This is a genomic window from Variovorax paradoxus NBRC 15149, assembly GCF_001591365.1.
Classification (GTDB): domain Bacteria; phylum Pseudomonadota; class Gammaproteobacteria; order Burkholderiales; family Burkholderiaceae_C; genus Variovorax; species Variovorax paradoxus.
In genome coordinates this window covers 52397-68174 of sequence record NZ_BCUT01000002.1, presented here as the reverse complement: position 1 = coordinate 68174, position 15778 = coordinate 52397, and the positions used below count along the sequence as shown (strand labels likewise).

14 protein-coding genes and 1 pseudogene are annotated in these 15778 nt (G+C 65.9%); 8 read left to right on the top strand and 7 right to left on the bottom strand.

What is annotated here, in order from left to right:
- Nucleotides 1–4: 4 nt before the first annotated feature.
- Together VPA02S_RS15230 and VPA02S_RS15225 are read right to left on the bottom strand one after the other, a co-directional pair.
- Nucleotides 5–1741: a fumarate reductase/succinate dehydrogenase flavoprotein subunit gene (locus VPA02S_RS15230; RefSeq protein ID WP_062364593.1), complete on the bottom strand. Its 1737-nt coding sequence runs from the start codon at nt 1739–1741 to the stop codon at nt 5–7.
- Entirely contained in the window at nt 1738–2511 is a 774-nt protein-coding gene (locus tag VPA02S_RS15225) for a GntR family transcriptional regulator (protein ID WP_062364592.1), read from the bottom strand. Before VPA02S_RS15225 ends, VPA02S_RS15230 begins: the two co-directional genes overlap by 4 nt.
- Before the next feature lie 95 nt (nt 2512–2606).
- Between VPA02S_RS15225 and VPA02S_RS31720 the strand changes: the two genes are divergently transcribed.
- From VPA02S_RS31720 to VPA02S_RS15205, 6 genes and pseudogenes are all read left to right on the top strand, one after another.
- Nucleotides 2607–2804 carry a hypothetical protein gene (locus tag VPA02S_RS31720; protein ID WP_155247818.1) on the top strand — a complete coding sequence of 66 codons (198 nt, stop codon included), beginning with the start codon at nt 2607–2609 and terminating at the stop codon, nt 2802–2804.
- A 219-nt stretch (nt 2805–3023) separates the two neighbouring features.
- Nucleotides 3024–4730: a site-specific integrase gene (locus tag VPA02S_RS15220; RefSeq protein ID WP_018904225.1), complete on the top strand. Its 1707-nt coding sequence runs from the start codon at nt 3024–3026 to the stop codon at nt 4728–4730.
- A gap of 503 nt (nt 4731–5233) precedes the next feature.
- Complete coding sequence (gene fusA / locus VPA02S_RS15215; protein ID WP_018904224.1) at nt 5234–7249, top strand: elongation factor G; 2016 nt, start codon at nt 5234–5236, stop codon at nt 7247–7249.
- A gap of 220 nt (nt 7250–7469) precedes the next feature.
- Nucleotides 7470–7593 (top strand): annotated as a pseudogene (locus VPA02S_RS31715) (IS3 family transposase); the annotation flags it as partial.
- Nucleotides 7594–8061: 468 nt separating this feature from the next.
- Nucleotides 8062–8637, top strand: a complete 576-nt coding sequence (locus VPA02S_RS15210; protein WP_018904223.1) for a nucleotidyltransferase domain-containing protein — start codon at nt 8062–8064, stop codon at nt 8635–8637.
- Nucleotides 8621–9079 (top strand): hypothetical protein, encoded by a 459-nt coding sequence (locus VPA02S_RS15205; protein WP_018904222.1) that lies wholly within the window; start codon nt 8621–8623, stop codon nt 9077–9079. The genes VPA02S_RS15210 and VPA02S_RS15205 overlap by 17 nt, the downstream gene beginning before the upstream one ends.
- 196 nt (nt 9080–9275) lie before the next feature.
- Here the strand turns inward: VPA02S_RS15205 and VPA02S_RS15200 are convergent, their stop codons facing one another.
- Nucleotides 9276–10175, bottom strand: coding sequence for a LysR family transcriptional regulator (locus tag VPA02S_RS15200; RefSeq protein WP_062364590.1), 900 nt, complete (start codon nt 10173–10175; stop codon nt 9276–9278).
- Nucleotides 10176–10292: 117 nt separating this feature from the next.
- Here VPA02S_RS15200 and VPA02S_RS15195 point away from each other — a divergent pair, with 117 nt between their 5' ends.
- Nucleotides 10293–11555 carry a flavin-dependent oxidoreductase gene (locus VPA02S_RS15195; RefSeq protein WP_062364587.1) on the top strand — a complete coding sequence of 421 codons (1263 nt, stop codon included), beginning with the start codon at nt 10293–10295 and terminating at the stop codon, nt 11553–11555.
- Between the two features lie 45 nt (nt 11556–11600).
- Complete coding sequence (locus VPA02S_RS15190) at nt 11601–12575, top strand: Bug family tripartite tricarboxylate transporter substrate binding protein (protein ID WP_062364585.1); 975 nt, start codon at nt 11601–11603, stop codon at nt 12573–12575.
- Nucleotides 12576–12595: 20 nt separating this feature from the next.
- Here VPA02S_RS15190 and VPA02S_RS15185 read toward each other — a convergent pair whose 3' ends face one another.
- Genes VPA02S_RS15185 through VPA02S_RS15170 form a run of 4 tightly spaced genes read right to left on the bottom strand, consistent with a single transcriptional unit; the run spans nt 12596 to nt 15775 of the window.
- Nucleotides 12596–13384: an SDR family oxidoreductase gene (locus tag VPA02S_RS15185; protein ID WP_062364583.1), complete on the bottom strand. Its 789-nt coding sequence runs from the start codon at nt 13382–13384 to the stop codon at nt 12596–12598.
- The gene (locus tag VPA02S_RS15180; RefSeq protein ID WP_062364581.1) at nt 13381–13980 is read right to left on the bottom strand and encodes a cysteine hydrolase family protein; all 600 of its coding nucleotides are present in this window, start codon (nt 13978–13980) and stop codon (nt 13381–13383) included. Before VPA02S_RS15180 ends, VPA02S_RS15185 begins: the two co-directional genes overlap by 4 nt.
- A complete protein-coding gene (locus VPA02S_RS15175; protein WP_018904215.1) occupies nt 13977–14462 on the bottom strand; it encodes an aromatic-ring-hydroxylating dioxygenase subunit beta in 486 nt (161 codons plus the stop codon). Before VPA02S_RS15175 ends, VPA02S_RS15180 begins: the two co-directional genes overlap by 4 nt.
- Nucleotides 14459–15775 (bottom strand): aromatic ring-hydroxylating dioxygenase subunit alpha, encoded by a 1317-nt coding sequence (locus tag VPA02S_RS15170; protein WP_062364579.1) that lies wholly within the window; start codon nt 15773–15775, stop codon nt 14459–14461. The genes VPA02S_RS15175 and VPA02S_RS15170 overlap by 4 nt, the downstream gene beginning before the upstream one ends.
- Between the last annotated feature and the right edge of the window lie 3 nt (nt 15776–15778).

Here is a 15778-nt window from a genome sequence, read left to right as displayed (position 1 = left end):
GGTGTCACGCCGCGACCGGCTCGCGTGCCTCGGCGGGTACGCGCAGATGCTGGTAGGCCGACATCTCATGGGCTTCGAGCGGCACGATGTAGGGGTCCACCGGGCGCTTGAAGCTCACCATCGCGTCGCCCTGCTTTTGCAGCTGTGTGTGGCAGAACCAGTCGCGGTCATTGCGCTCGGGAAAATCCACACGGTGGTGGTACAGGCCCCAGCGGCTTTCGGTCCGGTAGAGCGACGCGCGTGCGGCCATCTCGGCGCAATCGCGAATGGCGTGCACTTCCATCGCGCGCATGAGTTCGTGCGGGCCGGGGGCGGCAAGCTGTTCGAGGTCTTCGTGGATCTGCTCGAAGCGCGAAAGGCCGATCTCCATCTTGCGCGTGACCTTGGGCGGCTGCAGGTAGTCGTTGACCATGCGGCGCAGCTTGTATTCGATCTGCGCCGGCGGCAGGCCCCCGGTGCGCAGGAGCGGCGCGCTGACGCGGGCATGCTCGCGCGCGACCTGTTCCTCGTCGAGCGCAGGCAGCTCGACTTCCGCGCAATGCCGCGCCGCGCTTTCGCCCGCGAGCCGGCCATAGACGAAGGCGCCGAGCATGTAGTTGTGCGGCACGCAGGCCAGGTCGCCTGCGGCATGCAGGCCCGGCACCGTCGTGCGCGCGTGCTCGTCCACCCACACACCCGACGCCGAATGGCCGCTGCAAAGGCCGATCTCCGAGATGTGCATCTCCACCATCTGGTCGCGGTAATCGGTGCCGCGCCCGGCGTGGAAGCGGCCGCGGCTGGGGCGTTCGTTGGTGTGCAGGATCTGCTCGATGGTAGCGATGGTCTCCTCGGCCAGGTGGTTGAGCTTGAGGAAGACGGGGCCGTTGCCGCCCTGGAGCTCGTTGTAGAACTCCATCATCATCTGGCCGCTCCAGTAGTCGCACTCGATGAAGCGCTCGCCCTTGTTGTTGGTGGTGTGGCCACCGAAGGGGCCCGTCACGTAGGCGCAGGCGGGGCCGTTGTAATCCTTGATCAGTGGGTTGATCTGGAAGCACTCGATGCCTGAGAGCTCCGCGCCCGCGTGGTAGGCCATGCTGTAGCCATCGCCCGCATTGGTGGGATTTTCGTAGGTGCCGAAGAGATAGCCGGAGGAGGGTAGGCCCAGGCGCCCGGCCGCGCCGGTGGCCAGCACCACGGCCTTGGCACGGATCACGTGGAACTCGGCCGTGCGGCAGTCGAACGCCATGGCGCCCGCGATGCTGCCGTCGGCCGCGGTGAGAAGGCGCGTCACCACCAGGCGCTGCGACATCTCCACGCGCGTGCGCTTCAGGCGCCGGTACAGCACGTTCTTGATGTTGTGGCCCTCTGGCATCGGCAGCACGTAAGTGCCCATGTGGTGCACCTTGCGCATCGCGTACTCGCCGGTCTCGTCCTTCTCGAACTTGACACCCCACCGGTCGAGCTCCTCGATCATCGAATAGCTGTTGCGCGCATAGGCCATCACCGTCTTCTGGTTGACGATGCCGTCGTTGGCGGTGGTGATCTCCTTCACATACTGCTCGGGCGTGGCAAAGCCGGGCACCACTGCGTTGTTCAGGCCGTCCATCCCCATCGAGATGGCGCCGCTGCGCTTGACGTTGGCCTTCTCCAGCAACAGGACTTCGAGCTTCGGATTCGCTTCCTTCGCCTTGACGGCCGCCATCGGTCCGGCCGTGCCGCCGCCGATGACCAGCACGTCGACGGTGCGGGTAATGATGTTCATGGATGGGCCTTCGTCGTCGGGTTGGCGCGTGCGATGCGAAGCCGGTGCTGGAACGCATCGCCGCGGAAATAGAGGTCTTCGAAATCCAGGGGCGCGCCGTCTGCCGTGTGGGTGAGGCGCTCCACGCGCAGCACGGCCGTTCCCTCGGGCACGCTCAGCGCGCGCGAAAGCACCTCGTCCGCGAGCATTGCGTCGATCTGCAGATCGGCGTGGCCAAGGGCGATGCCGTAGTCGTTTTCCAGGATCAAGAAGATGTCGCGCCCGGCCAGGTCCGCCTGGCGAAGCCGCTCCCCGATGGCGTGGGGCAGGTAGGTCACTTCGTAGGACACCGGCGCGCGGTTCAGATGCCGCACGCGCTTGATCTGCGCCACCGGCGTGCCCTCCGCCAGACCCAGTTGCTGCGCAACGCGAGGGGAGGCGGGCACGGTCTTGTGGCTCGTCACCTGGTTGCGGATCTCGTAGCCCATGCGCACCATCGCTTCGGCAAACCCTTCGAGCTGCCCGAGGTGCTGGAACGCCTTGGGCTTTGCAACGAAGGTGCCCTTGCCTGGGATCTTGAAGATCAGGTTCTCGCGCTGCAGGTCGCTCAGCGCCTGGCGCACCGTGATGCGACTGACCTTGAACAGCGCAACCATTTCGCTTTCGGAAGGCAGTTGTGCATGCGGGGCGTAGGTGCCGTCGAGGATGCGCTCGCGCAGCACTTCGCGCACCTGGGTGTAGAGCGGGACGGGAGAAAAGGCTATCGGCTCGAGAGCCCTGGCGACTTGCATGCGGCTGACCTGTTATGACCGGTTGGATGAGGTCGAATGCTAGTCAGCGAGGTCCCTGCCGTTAAATAACGAAAACGTGCTTCGATATTCGGAAAATGATTGAACTGCTGTTCGAGGGCAACCGAAGCTCGAAGCTGTTGGCCCGCGCCATCTTGTTGTGGGCCACTCTCGGTCTATTTGGTGGCCTTGCTAAACGCTGGCATCGCGTGAGCGGAGTCTGGCAGCAGGTTCGACTGGCGGTAATGGGGTGTTTGCGTGCCAATGGTTCTCGTGGGTTGATCTCCTGCCCGTGAGGGCGTGTTCCCATATTCGAATGGTGCGGTGGCGTAAGCGACCACCAGTACATCCTCGCAACGCAATTGGAAGATGGCTCCGTTGCCTTCGTGCAGCTTGGTCGGAAAGACTTTGGCGCCTTGCCGCACATCCGGCTCACCGCCTCGGGTGCCTCGCATCTTCCATTGAGATAACTCTTCTTATCACAATAGCAAGTTCATGCGGCTAAACTGGCCTACATGAAAGTACGCACCGCCAGCAGGGCAGAGGCCGGAAATGGCGATTTCCCCAGCGCTTCGCAACTGGCGGCGCTGCGCGCTTGGTACGCGGGCCTGCCGGCGCGCGCTGCCGTCGAGCAGTACCTCGGGGAGAGCAAGGCCACGGGACAGTCCTCTCGCGCCATGCTGGGCGATATCCGGCGCCAATTGGCAAGCTACGCACGGGCGCGGCACCGAGACGACCTGGCCTCGCTGATCGCGCACCCGGCGGCCGAGCGCGAGCAACGCGCCCGAGCGGTCAGGGATGCCATCGAGAAGCTGCCGCAGCTGCCCCTGCCTGCGCCGCTCGTGACGGACACCGTCGATGGGTGGCTGCCGACGCGCGCCGCGCGAGCCCTGCAAAACGCCGGCATCCAGACGCTGGCCGATCTGACGGTGCGGGTGCCACGCCGGCGCCGATGGTGGGCCGCCGTGTCCGGTCTCGGCGCACGCAGCGCGCGCCAGATCGAGGAATTCTTTGCCGCTCACCCGGCCCTGACAGAACGGGCGAGGGCGCTGGTGGTCGTTCCGAGGACCGAGACCGCGCCGTGGGAGCACCTGGTCGTGCCGCAGGCGGTCGATGGCTCGCGGGGCACCTTTCGGGCGCCGCAGGCTACCTGCACGCTGTCCGCCAGCAACGACTACGAGGCCGTCCAGGCCTGGTTGGGCCTGCAGGACGCGGCGGCGACCCAGCGCGCCTACCGCAAGGAAGCCGAACGGCTCATGCTGTGGGCGATCCTCGAGCGGGGCAAGGCCCTGTCGTCGCTGACGACCGAGGATGCCGTCGCCTACCGCGCCTTCTTGCGGCGCCCATCGCCGCGGGAGCGCTGGGTCGGCCCCGCGCGGCCGCGCACGTCCGCGGAATGGCGCCCCTTCCAGGGACCGCTGGCGCCGCGCTCCGTGGCGTATGCACTGTCCGTGATCGGTGCCCTGTATCGCTGGTTGATCGAGCAGCGCTATGTGCTGGCCAACCCCTTTGCCGGCGTGAAGGTCAAGGGAACGAGCCGTGGCGGCGCTCTGGATGCATCCCGGGTGTTCACGGAGCACGAATGGACGCTCATACGCTCCACCGCCGATGGCATCGAGTGGATCGGTGGCTGGAGCGAGGAGGGCGCCCAGCGCCTGCGCTTCGTGCTGGATTTCTGGTACGCGACGGGCCTGCGGCCCAGCGAGATGGTCGAGGCCCGGCTGGGCAGCATCGAGCACGATGCGCAAAGCGACGACTGGCTGAACGTGGTCGGCAAGGGCAGCAAGCACGGCAAGGTCGCCTTGCCATTGCTGGCGCGGGGCGCGCTCGACCAGTATCTGGCGCAACGGGGTCTGCCCGTGACGCGGTCGCGCTGGAATCCGAAGACCGCGCTGGTTCCGGGTCTGGCAGAAGACGGGACCGGGATCAGCGCGTCGCGCCTGTGGTCGGTCATGCGCCGTTTCTTCCTCCATGCCGCGCAGGCCTTGGAAAGCGTGAGTCCGTCCACCGCGGACAAGCTCAAGCGTGCCACGCCGCACTGGATGCGGCACACCCATGCCACCCATGCGCTCGCGCGCGGGGTGGAGCTGACGACCGTGCGGGACAACCTGCGGCATGCCTCCGTGGCGACCACCTCGGTCTATCTCCATACCGACGAGGTCAGGCGGGCCAGGCAGATCGGGGAGGCCTTTCCGGCGCGGTCGTCGACGAGAGCGACCTAATCTGAGGCGCTCGGCTGCGCGAGTACAGGGGAGGGGCGAAGGGCCTTTCGCAATGCAGACATCAACGACAGCCGCCGCGCGCAAGCAGGGCTCGGGTGAACCCATGGCGTCCCGTGTCATTGGCCCAACGTTCAACTTGCGCGGAAATCGCCCCTCCCTCACAATCCGCCCCACCATGAAATTCACTCAAGCTATCGAGGCGTTCATCGCCACCTGACATCGCCCTCGATCGCGTTCGGAAGGCGTTGCGCCTTCCGGTTTCAAGAACCCCGGCAGGCTCGTCCCTCCGGGGTTTTGTTTTTTCGTCGTTTCATTCCCTCTTCACACCATGCGTACCTACGACAAGCTGATCGCCACGATTCCCGCTCGCCGGAGCGTGGACACCGTGCGCCCGGGCTCCGGCCGCAGCACCCCTTTGCACGACACCGTTCGTCGCTAGCCCTCAGGCGGATCTTTGCCTGGGGCCAGCGGCAGCCCCAAGCATTCAAGAAGAAAGATTCGTCATGAACCCGAACCCCAGGAACATCCGCAACATCGGCATCATTGCCCACGTCGACGCGGGCAAGACCACCACCACCGAACGCATCCTGTTCTATGCCGGCGAGAGCCACCGCATGGGCGACGTCAGCGCGGGCACGACCCGCATGGACTTCGATCCGCAGGAACGCGCACGCGGCATCACCATCAGCAGCGCAGCCATCACGGTCCACTGGAACGGCACGCAGATCAACCTGATCGACACGCCCGGCCACATCGACTTCAATATCGAAGTGAACCGCTCCTTGCGCGTGCTCGACGGTGCCGTGGTCGTGTTCGACGGCGTGGCCGGCGTGGAACCGCAGACGGAAACCAATTGGCGCCTGGCGGACAAGTACCGCGTGCCGCGCATCGCCTTCGTCAACAAGCTCGATCGGCTGGGCGCCGACTTCCTGCGCGTGGCCGCGATGATGGAAGAGCGTCTCGGCGTGAAGGCCGTGGTGGTGCAATTGCCCATCGGTACGGAAGGCGGTTTCCGCGGCGTGGTCGACCTCGTCGGCATGCGCGCGCTCGTCTGGAACAAGGACGATGCGAGTGAGCCATACCGTGAGTGCGAAGTGCCGATTGGCATGCGCGAAGCCGCGCAGCAACATCGCGCGCGCCTCGTGGCGCTGGCGGTGGAGCACGATGAAGCCGCGACCGACGCCTATCTGGATGGCGAAGAGATCGGCGTCGACGTGCTGCACGCATGCATCCGCAAGGGCGTGCTGGCCAATGCTTTCGTGCCTGTGCTGGCCGGGTCAGCGTACAGGAATCGCGGCGTGGAGCCTCTGCTCGATGCCGTCGTGAACTGGCTGCCTAAACCGGGCGACGCGGTGAACTGCGATGCGCAGGCGCCGTTCGCAGCGCTCGCGTTCAAGGTGGCCAGCGACGATCACGGCGCGATGGTGTTCGTGCGTGTCTACAGCGGTCGGCTGCGACGCGGCGATGCCGTGCTGAACGCCACGACGGGGCGCATGGAGCGTGCGTCGCGGCTGTACGAAGTCCATGCGGACGATCGCATCGAGCGCGATGAACTCGTGGCGGGCGACATTGCCGCCATCGTCGGGCTGAAGGACACGCTGACCGGTCACACGCTGTGCGACCGTGAGCATCCGGTGCAGCTGGAGCAGATCAGCGTGCCCGAGCCTGTCATTCACGTGGCGATCGAGGCCAAGGCACGCAACGACCAGCAGGCGCTGGCGAAGGCGCTGCACGCGATGTTGCGCGAGGATCCGAGCTTGCAGCTTCGGCAGGATGCCGAGTCGGGCCAGACCATCCTTTCGGGCATGGGCGAGCTGCAGCTCGATGTCTCCATCGAGAAGTTGCGCGCGAAGTACGGCGTCGAAGTTTCGGTGGGGCGGCCGCAGGTCGCCTACCGAGAGACGATTTCAAGAGAAGTGGGGGTGAACCATGTTCACAAGAAGCAGACCGGCGGGCCCGGTCAGTTCGCAGCGCTGACGCTGCGACTCGCGCCGCTGGCGCGCGGGGAGGGCATCGTCTTCGAAAGCCAGGTGGTGGGCGGCGCGATTCCGCGGGAGTTCATTCCTGCAGTCGAAGCCGGCGTTCGCCGTGCGGCGCAAGCGGGCGTGGTGGCAGGCTATCCCTGTGTGGACTTCGTGGCCACGTTGCTGGATGGCAGCTATCACGAGAGCGATTCGTCGCCGATGGTCTTCGAACTGGCCGCAGCCGCGGCGTTTCGCGATGCAGTGGCCAAGGCTGCGCCGCAGGTGCTCGAGCCGGTGATGGCCGTGGAGGTCGTCACGCCGGCCGACTACCTCGGCGATTGCATCGGTGACCTGCACCGCCGGCGCGGCATGGTGCGCGGACAGACGATGCGCGGCAACGCGATCGCGGTCGAAGCGCATGTGCCGCTGAAGGAGATGTTTGGCTACATCGGCAGCCTGCGTGCGCTGTCGTCGGGCCGGGCACATTACGCGATGCAGTTCGACCACTACGAAGTGGCGTCCGCTCGTGAAATGGCGACGCTCTTGCAGAGCTAGTCTTGAAGGGCGCGGTCCGCGGGGATCGCGCCCTCATTTTTTTGGAGTCCGCTTTGCAGCGGTGGCTCTCGGCGGCGACCGGACGTTGAACTCACGCTCTTTGCCCCTTAATGATCATAGCGGTGCCGCGACGTCGGCGGCTCCCTTTGTACGGCGGCTTCCGCTGGCAAAGCAGGCGAGGACGAGCGAGAAAATCTCGGCACTGCTGAGATAAGTCCCTGGCATAGAGCCGTCAGTGGGCAGCAAGGGCGACTCCCTATGACAGCGCCCTGGCCGAGACGATCAACGGCCTCCGCAAGGCCGAGTTGATCCATCGCCGTGCGCCGTGGAAGACCAAGGAGGCGTGGAGTTCCAATTGCACATCTTCGATGCAGATACGGGCGAGATCCAATGGCGCCAGATCAAACGCGCGAGACTCACCGAATTCTTCGTCAAGTGCGTTCCAAGCCTGGTCGCAATGGAAGCGTGTGGCGCCTCCTGCTGGGGTAGAAAAATCGGCAACTGGGTCACAAGGTCACGAGGTCACGAGGTCACGAGGTCATCTGGGCAGCAGGATCACTGCAACATCAGCCAGAATGAAGGTCGCACGCCTTCCTGAATCTCGCAGTGCAAAAAGCCTGTTGCTCTTCTCGGGCGGACCACGTAGACGTTTCAGCTCGGCTTCCGGGTTAACTCCCTCATTCAGGGCTGCTTGTCCCTAAATGAAGTATGACTGCCCCTCGCAAAGGGATTAAAGTCCCTTAAAGCAGTAGTACACTCCTCGTTTAAGGGCCTTGGCGGGAACTTTATCCCTGAATGAGGGACATATCAGTATGAGTTCTGCCGACTTTTTATTCACTCCGACAGTTCAGCGCGTTCTGGCGGCCACCCTGGCCAACCCAGACCGGTCATTCCTGCTGAGTGAGCTCCTGGACCTGGCAGCAGGCGGCAGAGGCGGCGCTCAGCAGCAGATTGAGCGGCTTTTGCAAGCTGGAGTCCTCACTGAGGAGCCTCGGCGGGGGCGTCAGCGCAGCATCCGAGCTAACAAGGACTTCTTCCTGTTTGACGAGCTAAGAAGCATTGCGCGCAAGTCCTTCGGGGTCAAGGAGCCCCTGATGCGAGCTCTTGAACCGTTTGGCGATAGCATACGGGAGGCGTTCGTCTTTGGCTCTGTGGCCAAAGGCTCTGACAACGGCCGAAGCGACATCGACCTGGCCGTCATCGGGCGTGTGGCTTTACGTGAGGTGACCAATGCCCTTCTGGACCTCGAGCAGGAGCTCGGAAGGCCCATTCATCTGAGCTTGTATGACCCAGAGGAGTGGGAAGAACTGATTTCAAGTGACCAAGTCATGGCTCAGATTGCAAAAGGGCCAAAGTTGGAGCTGATTCGCAATGATGAGACCGTCTGAATACGACAACCTCATTAGGACTCGCGCGCTCGAAGAGGTCCCACAGACTCCTGGAGCCATCGAGGGCTTCCTGAAGGATGCGGCAGAGAGCCTCGAAGTGGCTCGGACCGTGGATGTGAAGCGGCCGAAACAGCGCTTCATCCTCGCTTACGAAGGCTTTTACTCGCTAGTCCAGGCAGTGCTCGAGTTCTATAGCGTCCGAACCAAGGAATCTGGCCGCAACCTGGCCATTCTTCGAGCCGCAGCGGACTTGAACCTCGACGCGGACGAAATTAAGCTGGTGAGCGTCGCTCATGGCCGGCGCAACGACACCACGTATCGTTCGCCTTTCCCGCCAATCTCGCGAGCGGAAGCGCAGGCGATGATTGACATCCTTGGCAAGACTCTCCCGGTTGCCCACACGCTCACCGGTGTTCCGGCTCCGGCGGCTGGCCAAGCCTGACTGCGAATGCGTCCGCGAAGGTGAGGGCTGGGCTCGAAGTCAACGGGCGCGTCGCTAACGTCTGGGAGGTGCTCTCGTATATGCCCCGATTTATTTAACATAAGATACATTGTATTTGCTATAACTGTGGGAGCAAAGTTGTAATGTCGCGTTTGGCCCGAATAGAAATGTCGCATCGCTGGCACCCGCCCAAGTCTCATCGCGACATGAAAGGCAGCCGAAGCTTGAGCAATTCGACGAAGGCGCCAATCGCCTCCGAATCCTTCGTGCCCCGCTTCGTGATGCTGTAGAACGCGAGCTCGACCTTGGGTGAGCTCAGCAGGTCTGCGTTGACCTGATGGCGCTTGCATGCAGCCATGGCGAACGTGGGCATCACGGCCGTGCCGAAGCCTGCTTCCACCATCGAAATCAAGGTGCCGAAGAAGCTCACCGACTGGCCTTCCGGGTTCACGATGTTCAGCTTGCCGAGCTGCGCGTCGATGACCTTCTGGATGGGATTGCCGGCGGGCAAGCCGATCAGCTGCGCCGACTTCAAGGCCGACCACGGCACCCGTCCCACGGCCCTTCGCGTACCTTCGGCGGCGGTCACCCGCATGAGCTGAAAGCTGGCGACTTCGGTGCGCACCAGCCCCGGCGCGGCCTTGAAGAAGAAGCCGAGCCCCAGGTCGGCCTCGTCCGCCAGCACCGCCCTTTCCACGTCCTCCAGCGCGGCATCGAGCAAGTGCACCTGAACGTGGGGCTGCGCCTGCCTGAACATCGCCAGCAATTGCGGCAGCAGCTGGGATGAAACCAGCGGCGTGGCGGCAATACGCAGGTTCTGGCGCGCCGCATCGCCCAGGATGCCGATCTCCTGGGTCACGCTGTCGAGCTCCGCGAGCACGCGTTCGACCACCGGGGCCAGCCGCCGCCCGGCCGCCGTCAGCTGGACCGCGCGCGTCGTGCGGTCGAACAGCCGGGCACCGAGCTGCCGCTCCACCTCGCGGATGAGGATGCTCAGCCCGGCCTGGGTCATGTGCGTCAGCTCCGCCGCGCGGGTGAAGCTGCCGGTGCGAGCCACCTGCCGGAATGCCCGCATCTGCCGCGTCGTCAGGTTCATATCAAGTCCTTATGAATGCATGTCAGATCTAAATTTCCAATATTTTTGCAGATTGCGCCTAATCACGGACTCGGCATCCGCGGGCGCCACGCCGCGGGCACTTCAAGAGAATCGAACATGAGCAGCACCCACCAAGACGTCATCATCCTGGGCGCCGGCATCGGCGGCCTCACCCTGGCCCTGAGCCTGCACCAGGCCGGGATTCCCTGCCGTGTGTACGAAGCGGTCCCCGAGCTCAAGCCGATGGGCGTGGGCATCAACCTGCTGCCGCACGCGGTGCGCGAGCTCGGCGAACTGGGCCTGCTGCCCGCGCTGGATGCGATGGCAGTGCGCACCAAGGAGGCCGTCTTCTTCACCGAGCACGGCCAGCTGGTCTTCACGGAGCCGGCCGGCACCGCGGCCGGCTACGACTGGCCCCAGTTCTCGATCCACCGTGGCGACCTGCAGGCCGTGCTGCTGGCCGCGGTGCGCGAGCGGCTGGGCGATGGCAGCGTGCTGTGCGGCCACCGGTGCGTCGATGTCGACCAGGACGAGGCGGGTGTCACCGCCCATTTCGCGGATGCCTCGGGCGAGGCCGTTGCCAGCGTACGCGGCGCGGTCGCGATCGGCTGCGACGGCATCCATTCGGTGCTGCGCAAGAAGTTCTATCCGGACGAAGGCGCTCCACGCTATTCGGGCGTCAACATGTGGCGCGGCACCACGCGCTGGAAGCCGATCCTGTCGGGCGCAAGCATGATCCGGGCAGGCTGGCTTGCCGTGGGCAAGATGGTGATCTACCCGATCCGCGACGCCATCGACGCCGATGACAACCAGCTCGTGAACTGGGTCGCCGAGATCGAAGCCGAGCAGCCGGCCGTGCGCGACTGGAGCCGCGAAGGCCGCCTGGAGGATTTCCTCCCCGCGTTCGAGAACTGGCACTTCGACTGGCTGGACGTGCCGGCGCTGATACGCGGCGCCGATTCGATCCTTGAATACCCGATGGTCGACCAGGACCCTTTGCCGCGCTGGACGCATGGCCGCATCACGCTGCTTGGCGATGCCGCGCACCCGATGGTGCCGCGCGGCTCGAACGGTGCCGGCCAGGCCATCCTCGACGCGCGCTGCCTCGCCGGCCGCCTGAAGAAGGAAGGCGTGGGCCCCGCGGCCCTGGAAAGCTACGATCAGGAACGGGTTCCGGCCACGGCCAATGTCGTGCTCACGAACCGGCGCACGCCGCCCGATGCGATCCTGCGCGAGGTCTACGAACGCTCCGGCGGCAAGCCGTTCGCCCGGATCGACGACGTGGTGCCCCGGGCCGAACTCCAGGCGATTTCCGATGCCTACAAGCGCGTGGCCGGCTACGACCCTGCACAGCTCAAGAATCGCCCTTCCTTCGTCTGAACCCGATCCAGAAGCAACCCCGAAAACTATTGAAGGAGACCTCCCATGTTCGCCAGATGGATCAAGCCACTGCTGTCCGCAACAGCGCTGTGCATCGCCGCGTCGGCAGCGTCGGCCGCATGGCAGCCGACACAGCCGGTCACGCTCGTCGTGCCCTACACCCCCGGCACGGGCATCGACCTGATCGCGCGCCAGCTCTCGGCGCACCTGCCAAGCGCGCTCGGACAGCCCGTGATCGTGGAGAACGTGGCGGGCGCCAGCGGCAACATCGGGAGCGAACGGGTGGCACGGGCCAAGCCCGATGGCCACACGCTGCTGGTGCAGGTCAACACCCTTGTCATGAACAAGAGCCTGTACAAGGCCTTGTCGTATGACCCCGTCGGCGACTTCACTCCCGTTGCCCAGACCTCCTGGGGAACCCTGCTCCTGGTGGCCAACCCGAACGTGCAGAAAACCGCGACCGTGAGCGAAGTCGTGAACGCCGCGAAGGCGAAGCCCGGGCAGCTGACCTACGCCACGCCAGGCGTCGGCACGCCCCATCACCTGTCGATGGCGCTGTTTCTCCAGCGCAGCGGTGCCGAGATGCTGCATGTCCCCTACAAAGGGACGGCAGGGGCCGTCACCGACCTGCTCGGCGGGCGGATCGACTACATGTTCCTGCCGGTGCACGTCGCGCTGCAGCACATCCAGGCCGGCAAGCTGAAGGCCATTGCAACCGGCAGCGCCAAGCGGCTGCCGCAGCTTCCCGATGTACCGACGCTCGCGGAGGCCGGCGTCACCCCGGACAACATCGACATGTGGTACGGGGTGCTGGCACCGAAGGGAACACCCGCGGACGTGGTGGAGCGCCTGAATCTGGAGATCGGCAAGGTCCTCAGGCAGCCCGATGTCGCGAAGTCCTTCGAATCGCAGGGCATGGTGCCGGCGGTCTCCACGCCGGCTGCCTTCGGGGCGCTGGTTGCCAAGGACGCGCAGCGCTGGGCGGAGGTGGTGAAGAAAGGCAACATCACCGCGGATTGAGGCAGAGGACGCCGCGGGCGCTACGCAGCGCCGAACCAATCGCGCGCAGATCGACCCTGGTCCGGGCCGAGCATCGAAAAGCCGCCGTCCACCGGAATGTCGGCGCCGGTGACGAAGCGCGCCGCGTCCGAGCACAGGAACAGCACCACCTGCGCCACGTCGTCGCCGTCGCCCACGCGGCCCAGCGGGTGCATCGGCGCGCCGACGCGGTCGGCCCTTGCACGGTCGCCGTCCGCCATGCGCGACAGCGCGTCCGACCAGGTCCAGCCCGGCGACACCGAGTTCACCCGCACGCCCCGCGGCGCCAGCGTGGCGGCCTGGTTGCGCGTGAGTTGCAGGATGGCGGCCTTGGCCGCGGGGTACAGCGCGCGGCCCGCCGCGCCGAACTTGCCGCCGACGCTGCCCATGTTCACGATGGCGCCGCCCTGCGCGGCCAGCGCGTCGGCGCTCTTCTGCACCAGCATCGCGCCCGAGACCAGGTTGACGTTCAGCGCGCTCAGCCAGTCGGCGCGCGCGGCGCCGAGCCCCGCGTCGCCGTAGACCACTGCGTTGTTGACGAGGCAGTCGATGCGGCCTTCGGTGCGCAGCACGCCGGCCACCAGCGCATCGAGCGCATTGTCCGAGGCGATGTCGCAGGCGACGAAGCGGCAACCCTCGCCCAACCCGGCCGCCAGCGCCTCGCCGCGCACCGCGTCGATGTCGACCGCCACCACGCGCGCGCCGGCCTGCACGAAGGCCCGCGCGATGGCGCTGCCCAGCAGCGCGGCGGCGCCGGTCACGACGGCGACCTTGCCTTGCAGCGGGGTCATGGCCGGCCTCCCCTCTCCATCTGTGCCACGGCATCGTCCACGCGGACCACGTCCGCGAGCATCGACAGGGTTTCGAGGCTGGCGGCCTGCAGGTGCGCCTGCGCGGTGCTGCAGGCGTCGGCGACCACTGCCACGTCGTAGCCCAGGTCGCTTGCGTGGCGCGCGCCGTGCTCGACCACGTGGTTGGTGGCGATGCCGGCCAGGTACAGGCGGCTGGCACCGGTGGCGCGCACCGCCTCCTCGAGCCCGCTGGCCCAGAAGGGGTTGTTGCGCTTGTGGGTGACGACGGCTTCGCCCGGCAGCGGCGCGAGCTCGCCGTAGAACCCGGCACCCCAGCTGCCTTCCTGCACCGCGCCGCTCTCGGCCACGCGCCGGAACAGCGTGCAGTTGCGCAGGCAATCCGAGTAGTCGGGCGCGAAGGCGATGCGCACGAAGATCACCGGCACGCCGTTCGCGCGCGCAGCGGCGATCAGCCGTGCGGCCGAGGCGATGAGGCGCGGGCGTGCGGGGTCGTCGGCGGCCACGCCCACGCGCACCTTGCCGTCGACGTGCAGCACGTCGTTCTGGTAGTGCATGGCCAGCAGCGCGGCCTTCACATGAACACCTGCAAGGCTTCGTGCGGCGCGTCGCAGTTGACGAGGTCGATGCGCTTGGTCTGGATGCGCCAGCCGTCCTCGGCGCGGCGCAGGGTGTGCAACACGCTGCCGCCGAAGCTGCGCTGTTCGGTCTTGCGCCACTCCAGCAGCAGGAAGGTCGAGCGCACGGTGCAGCCCGCGTCGTCGCGCGATTCGAGCGCGATGTTGCCCAGCACGTGCACGGTGCGCGTGGGCGGCTGCTGCGAATAGGCGCGGGCCTGCTCGAGCCGCCGCGCGCGCATCGAGCGCAGCAAGGCATCCTCGCAGAACAGCGAGGCGTGGTTGAGATGGTCGGCCTGGCCGTGCACCAGCGGCACCCAGTACAGCCCGTCGGGCGTGAAGAGCTTCTGCCATTCGTCCCAGCGGTGCTCGTCGAGCAGGCGCGCCTCGTGATGCAGGAACTGCGTGAGGTCCTGCTGTTCGTTCCAGTCGCGGAAGTTCATTCGGCGCTCCCGGCGTGTTCGTTCGTCTTGACGCCCATGTAGCCAGCCCAGGCCGCGAACATGTTGCGCGATGGCATCTCGCTGTTGCCGTTGGAGGCGCGCCCGCCCGGCAGCGGCTGGTCGCGCCCCGCGGCGCGGTGCATGCTGACCCAGTCGCCGCCATTGGAGCCCAGGCCTTCTTGCACGCGGTTGTAGGCCTCCAGGTCGTCGGGCATCACGTTCGACGAAGGCGAGTTGACGATGTTGGTGTATTTGAGCGTGCGCTGGAAGGTGGCCTCCGGCGCACCCTTCAGCCGGAAGCTGAAGATCTCGACCAGCGTGCGGTCCACCGACAGCGGCCGGATCACGCGGATCTGCTGGAACGAGGTGTGCGGCGAACAGCTCGGGTACACGATGGTGTTGTGCCGGTTCACGCGCAGGATCTCGCCCGCGCGCTCGGCACCCTTCGCCGCCTCGAGCGACGCCACATAGGCCAGGCTCACCGGGTCGGTCGGCGGCACGAAGATGCCTTCCATGAAGCCGTGGCCGTGGTCGTAGCCTTTGAGCTCGAGCTTCTCCCAGAATTCCAGCGGTTCGCCGTTGCCGTCGACGATCACCACCTCGAAGGGCTTGGGCGTGCCCGCCGGCATGGCTTCGTGCTCTTCCTTGGCCGCGCGCCACGACGATTCGTGCGTAGCCACGGCGTGGATGGTGTCGTGCAGGTTCTCGAAGAAGATCTTCCAGTTGTTGCGCTGGATCACGCGCTGCACGCCGCCCGCCACCTCCACTTCGCCCTCGGGCGCGCGGTCGCAGAAGTTGTCGAGCGACGTGGCCACGCCGCCCAGGAATTCCTTCAGCTCCGGCCCGTCTGCCGACAGGCTGGCGAAAACGAAGCCGCGGTGCGTGGCCACGCGCGCCACCTTGCGCACGCCGTACTGCGGGTCTTTCAGGTCGAGCGCGGTGCATTCGTAGCCACTGCGCAGCGGCACCGACAGCAGGCTGCCGTCGCACTTGAAGGTCCAGCCGTGGTACAGGCAGCGCAAAAACTTGCCGGCACTGCCGCTGCCGTCGGGCACGATCTTGGCGCCCTTGTGCGGGCAGCGGTTGAACATCACGTGCACCTGGCCGTCGGTGTGCCGCACCATCACCACGGGCTCGCGGCCCAGGCGGGTCGTGAAGTAGTCGCCGGGCTTGGGCACCTGGCTTTCGTGGCCGATGTAGATCCAGGCCTGGCCGAACACGCGGTCCATCTCCAGCTCGAAGATGGCGGGGTCGGTGTAGACGCGCTTGTGCACGCGGTCGGGCTGCACGAGCCCTTGCAGGTCGATGGTCATGGG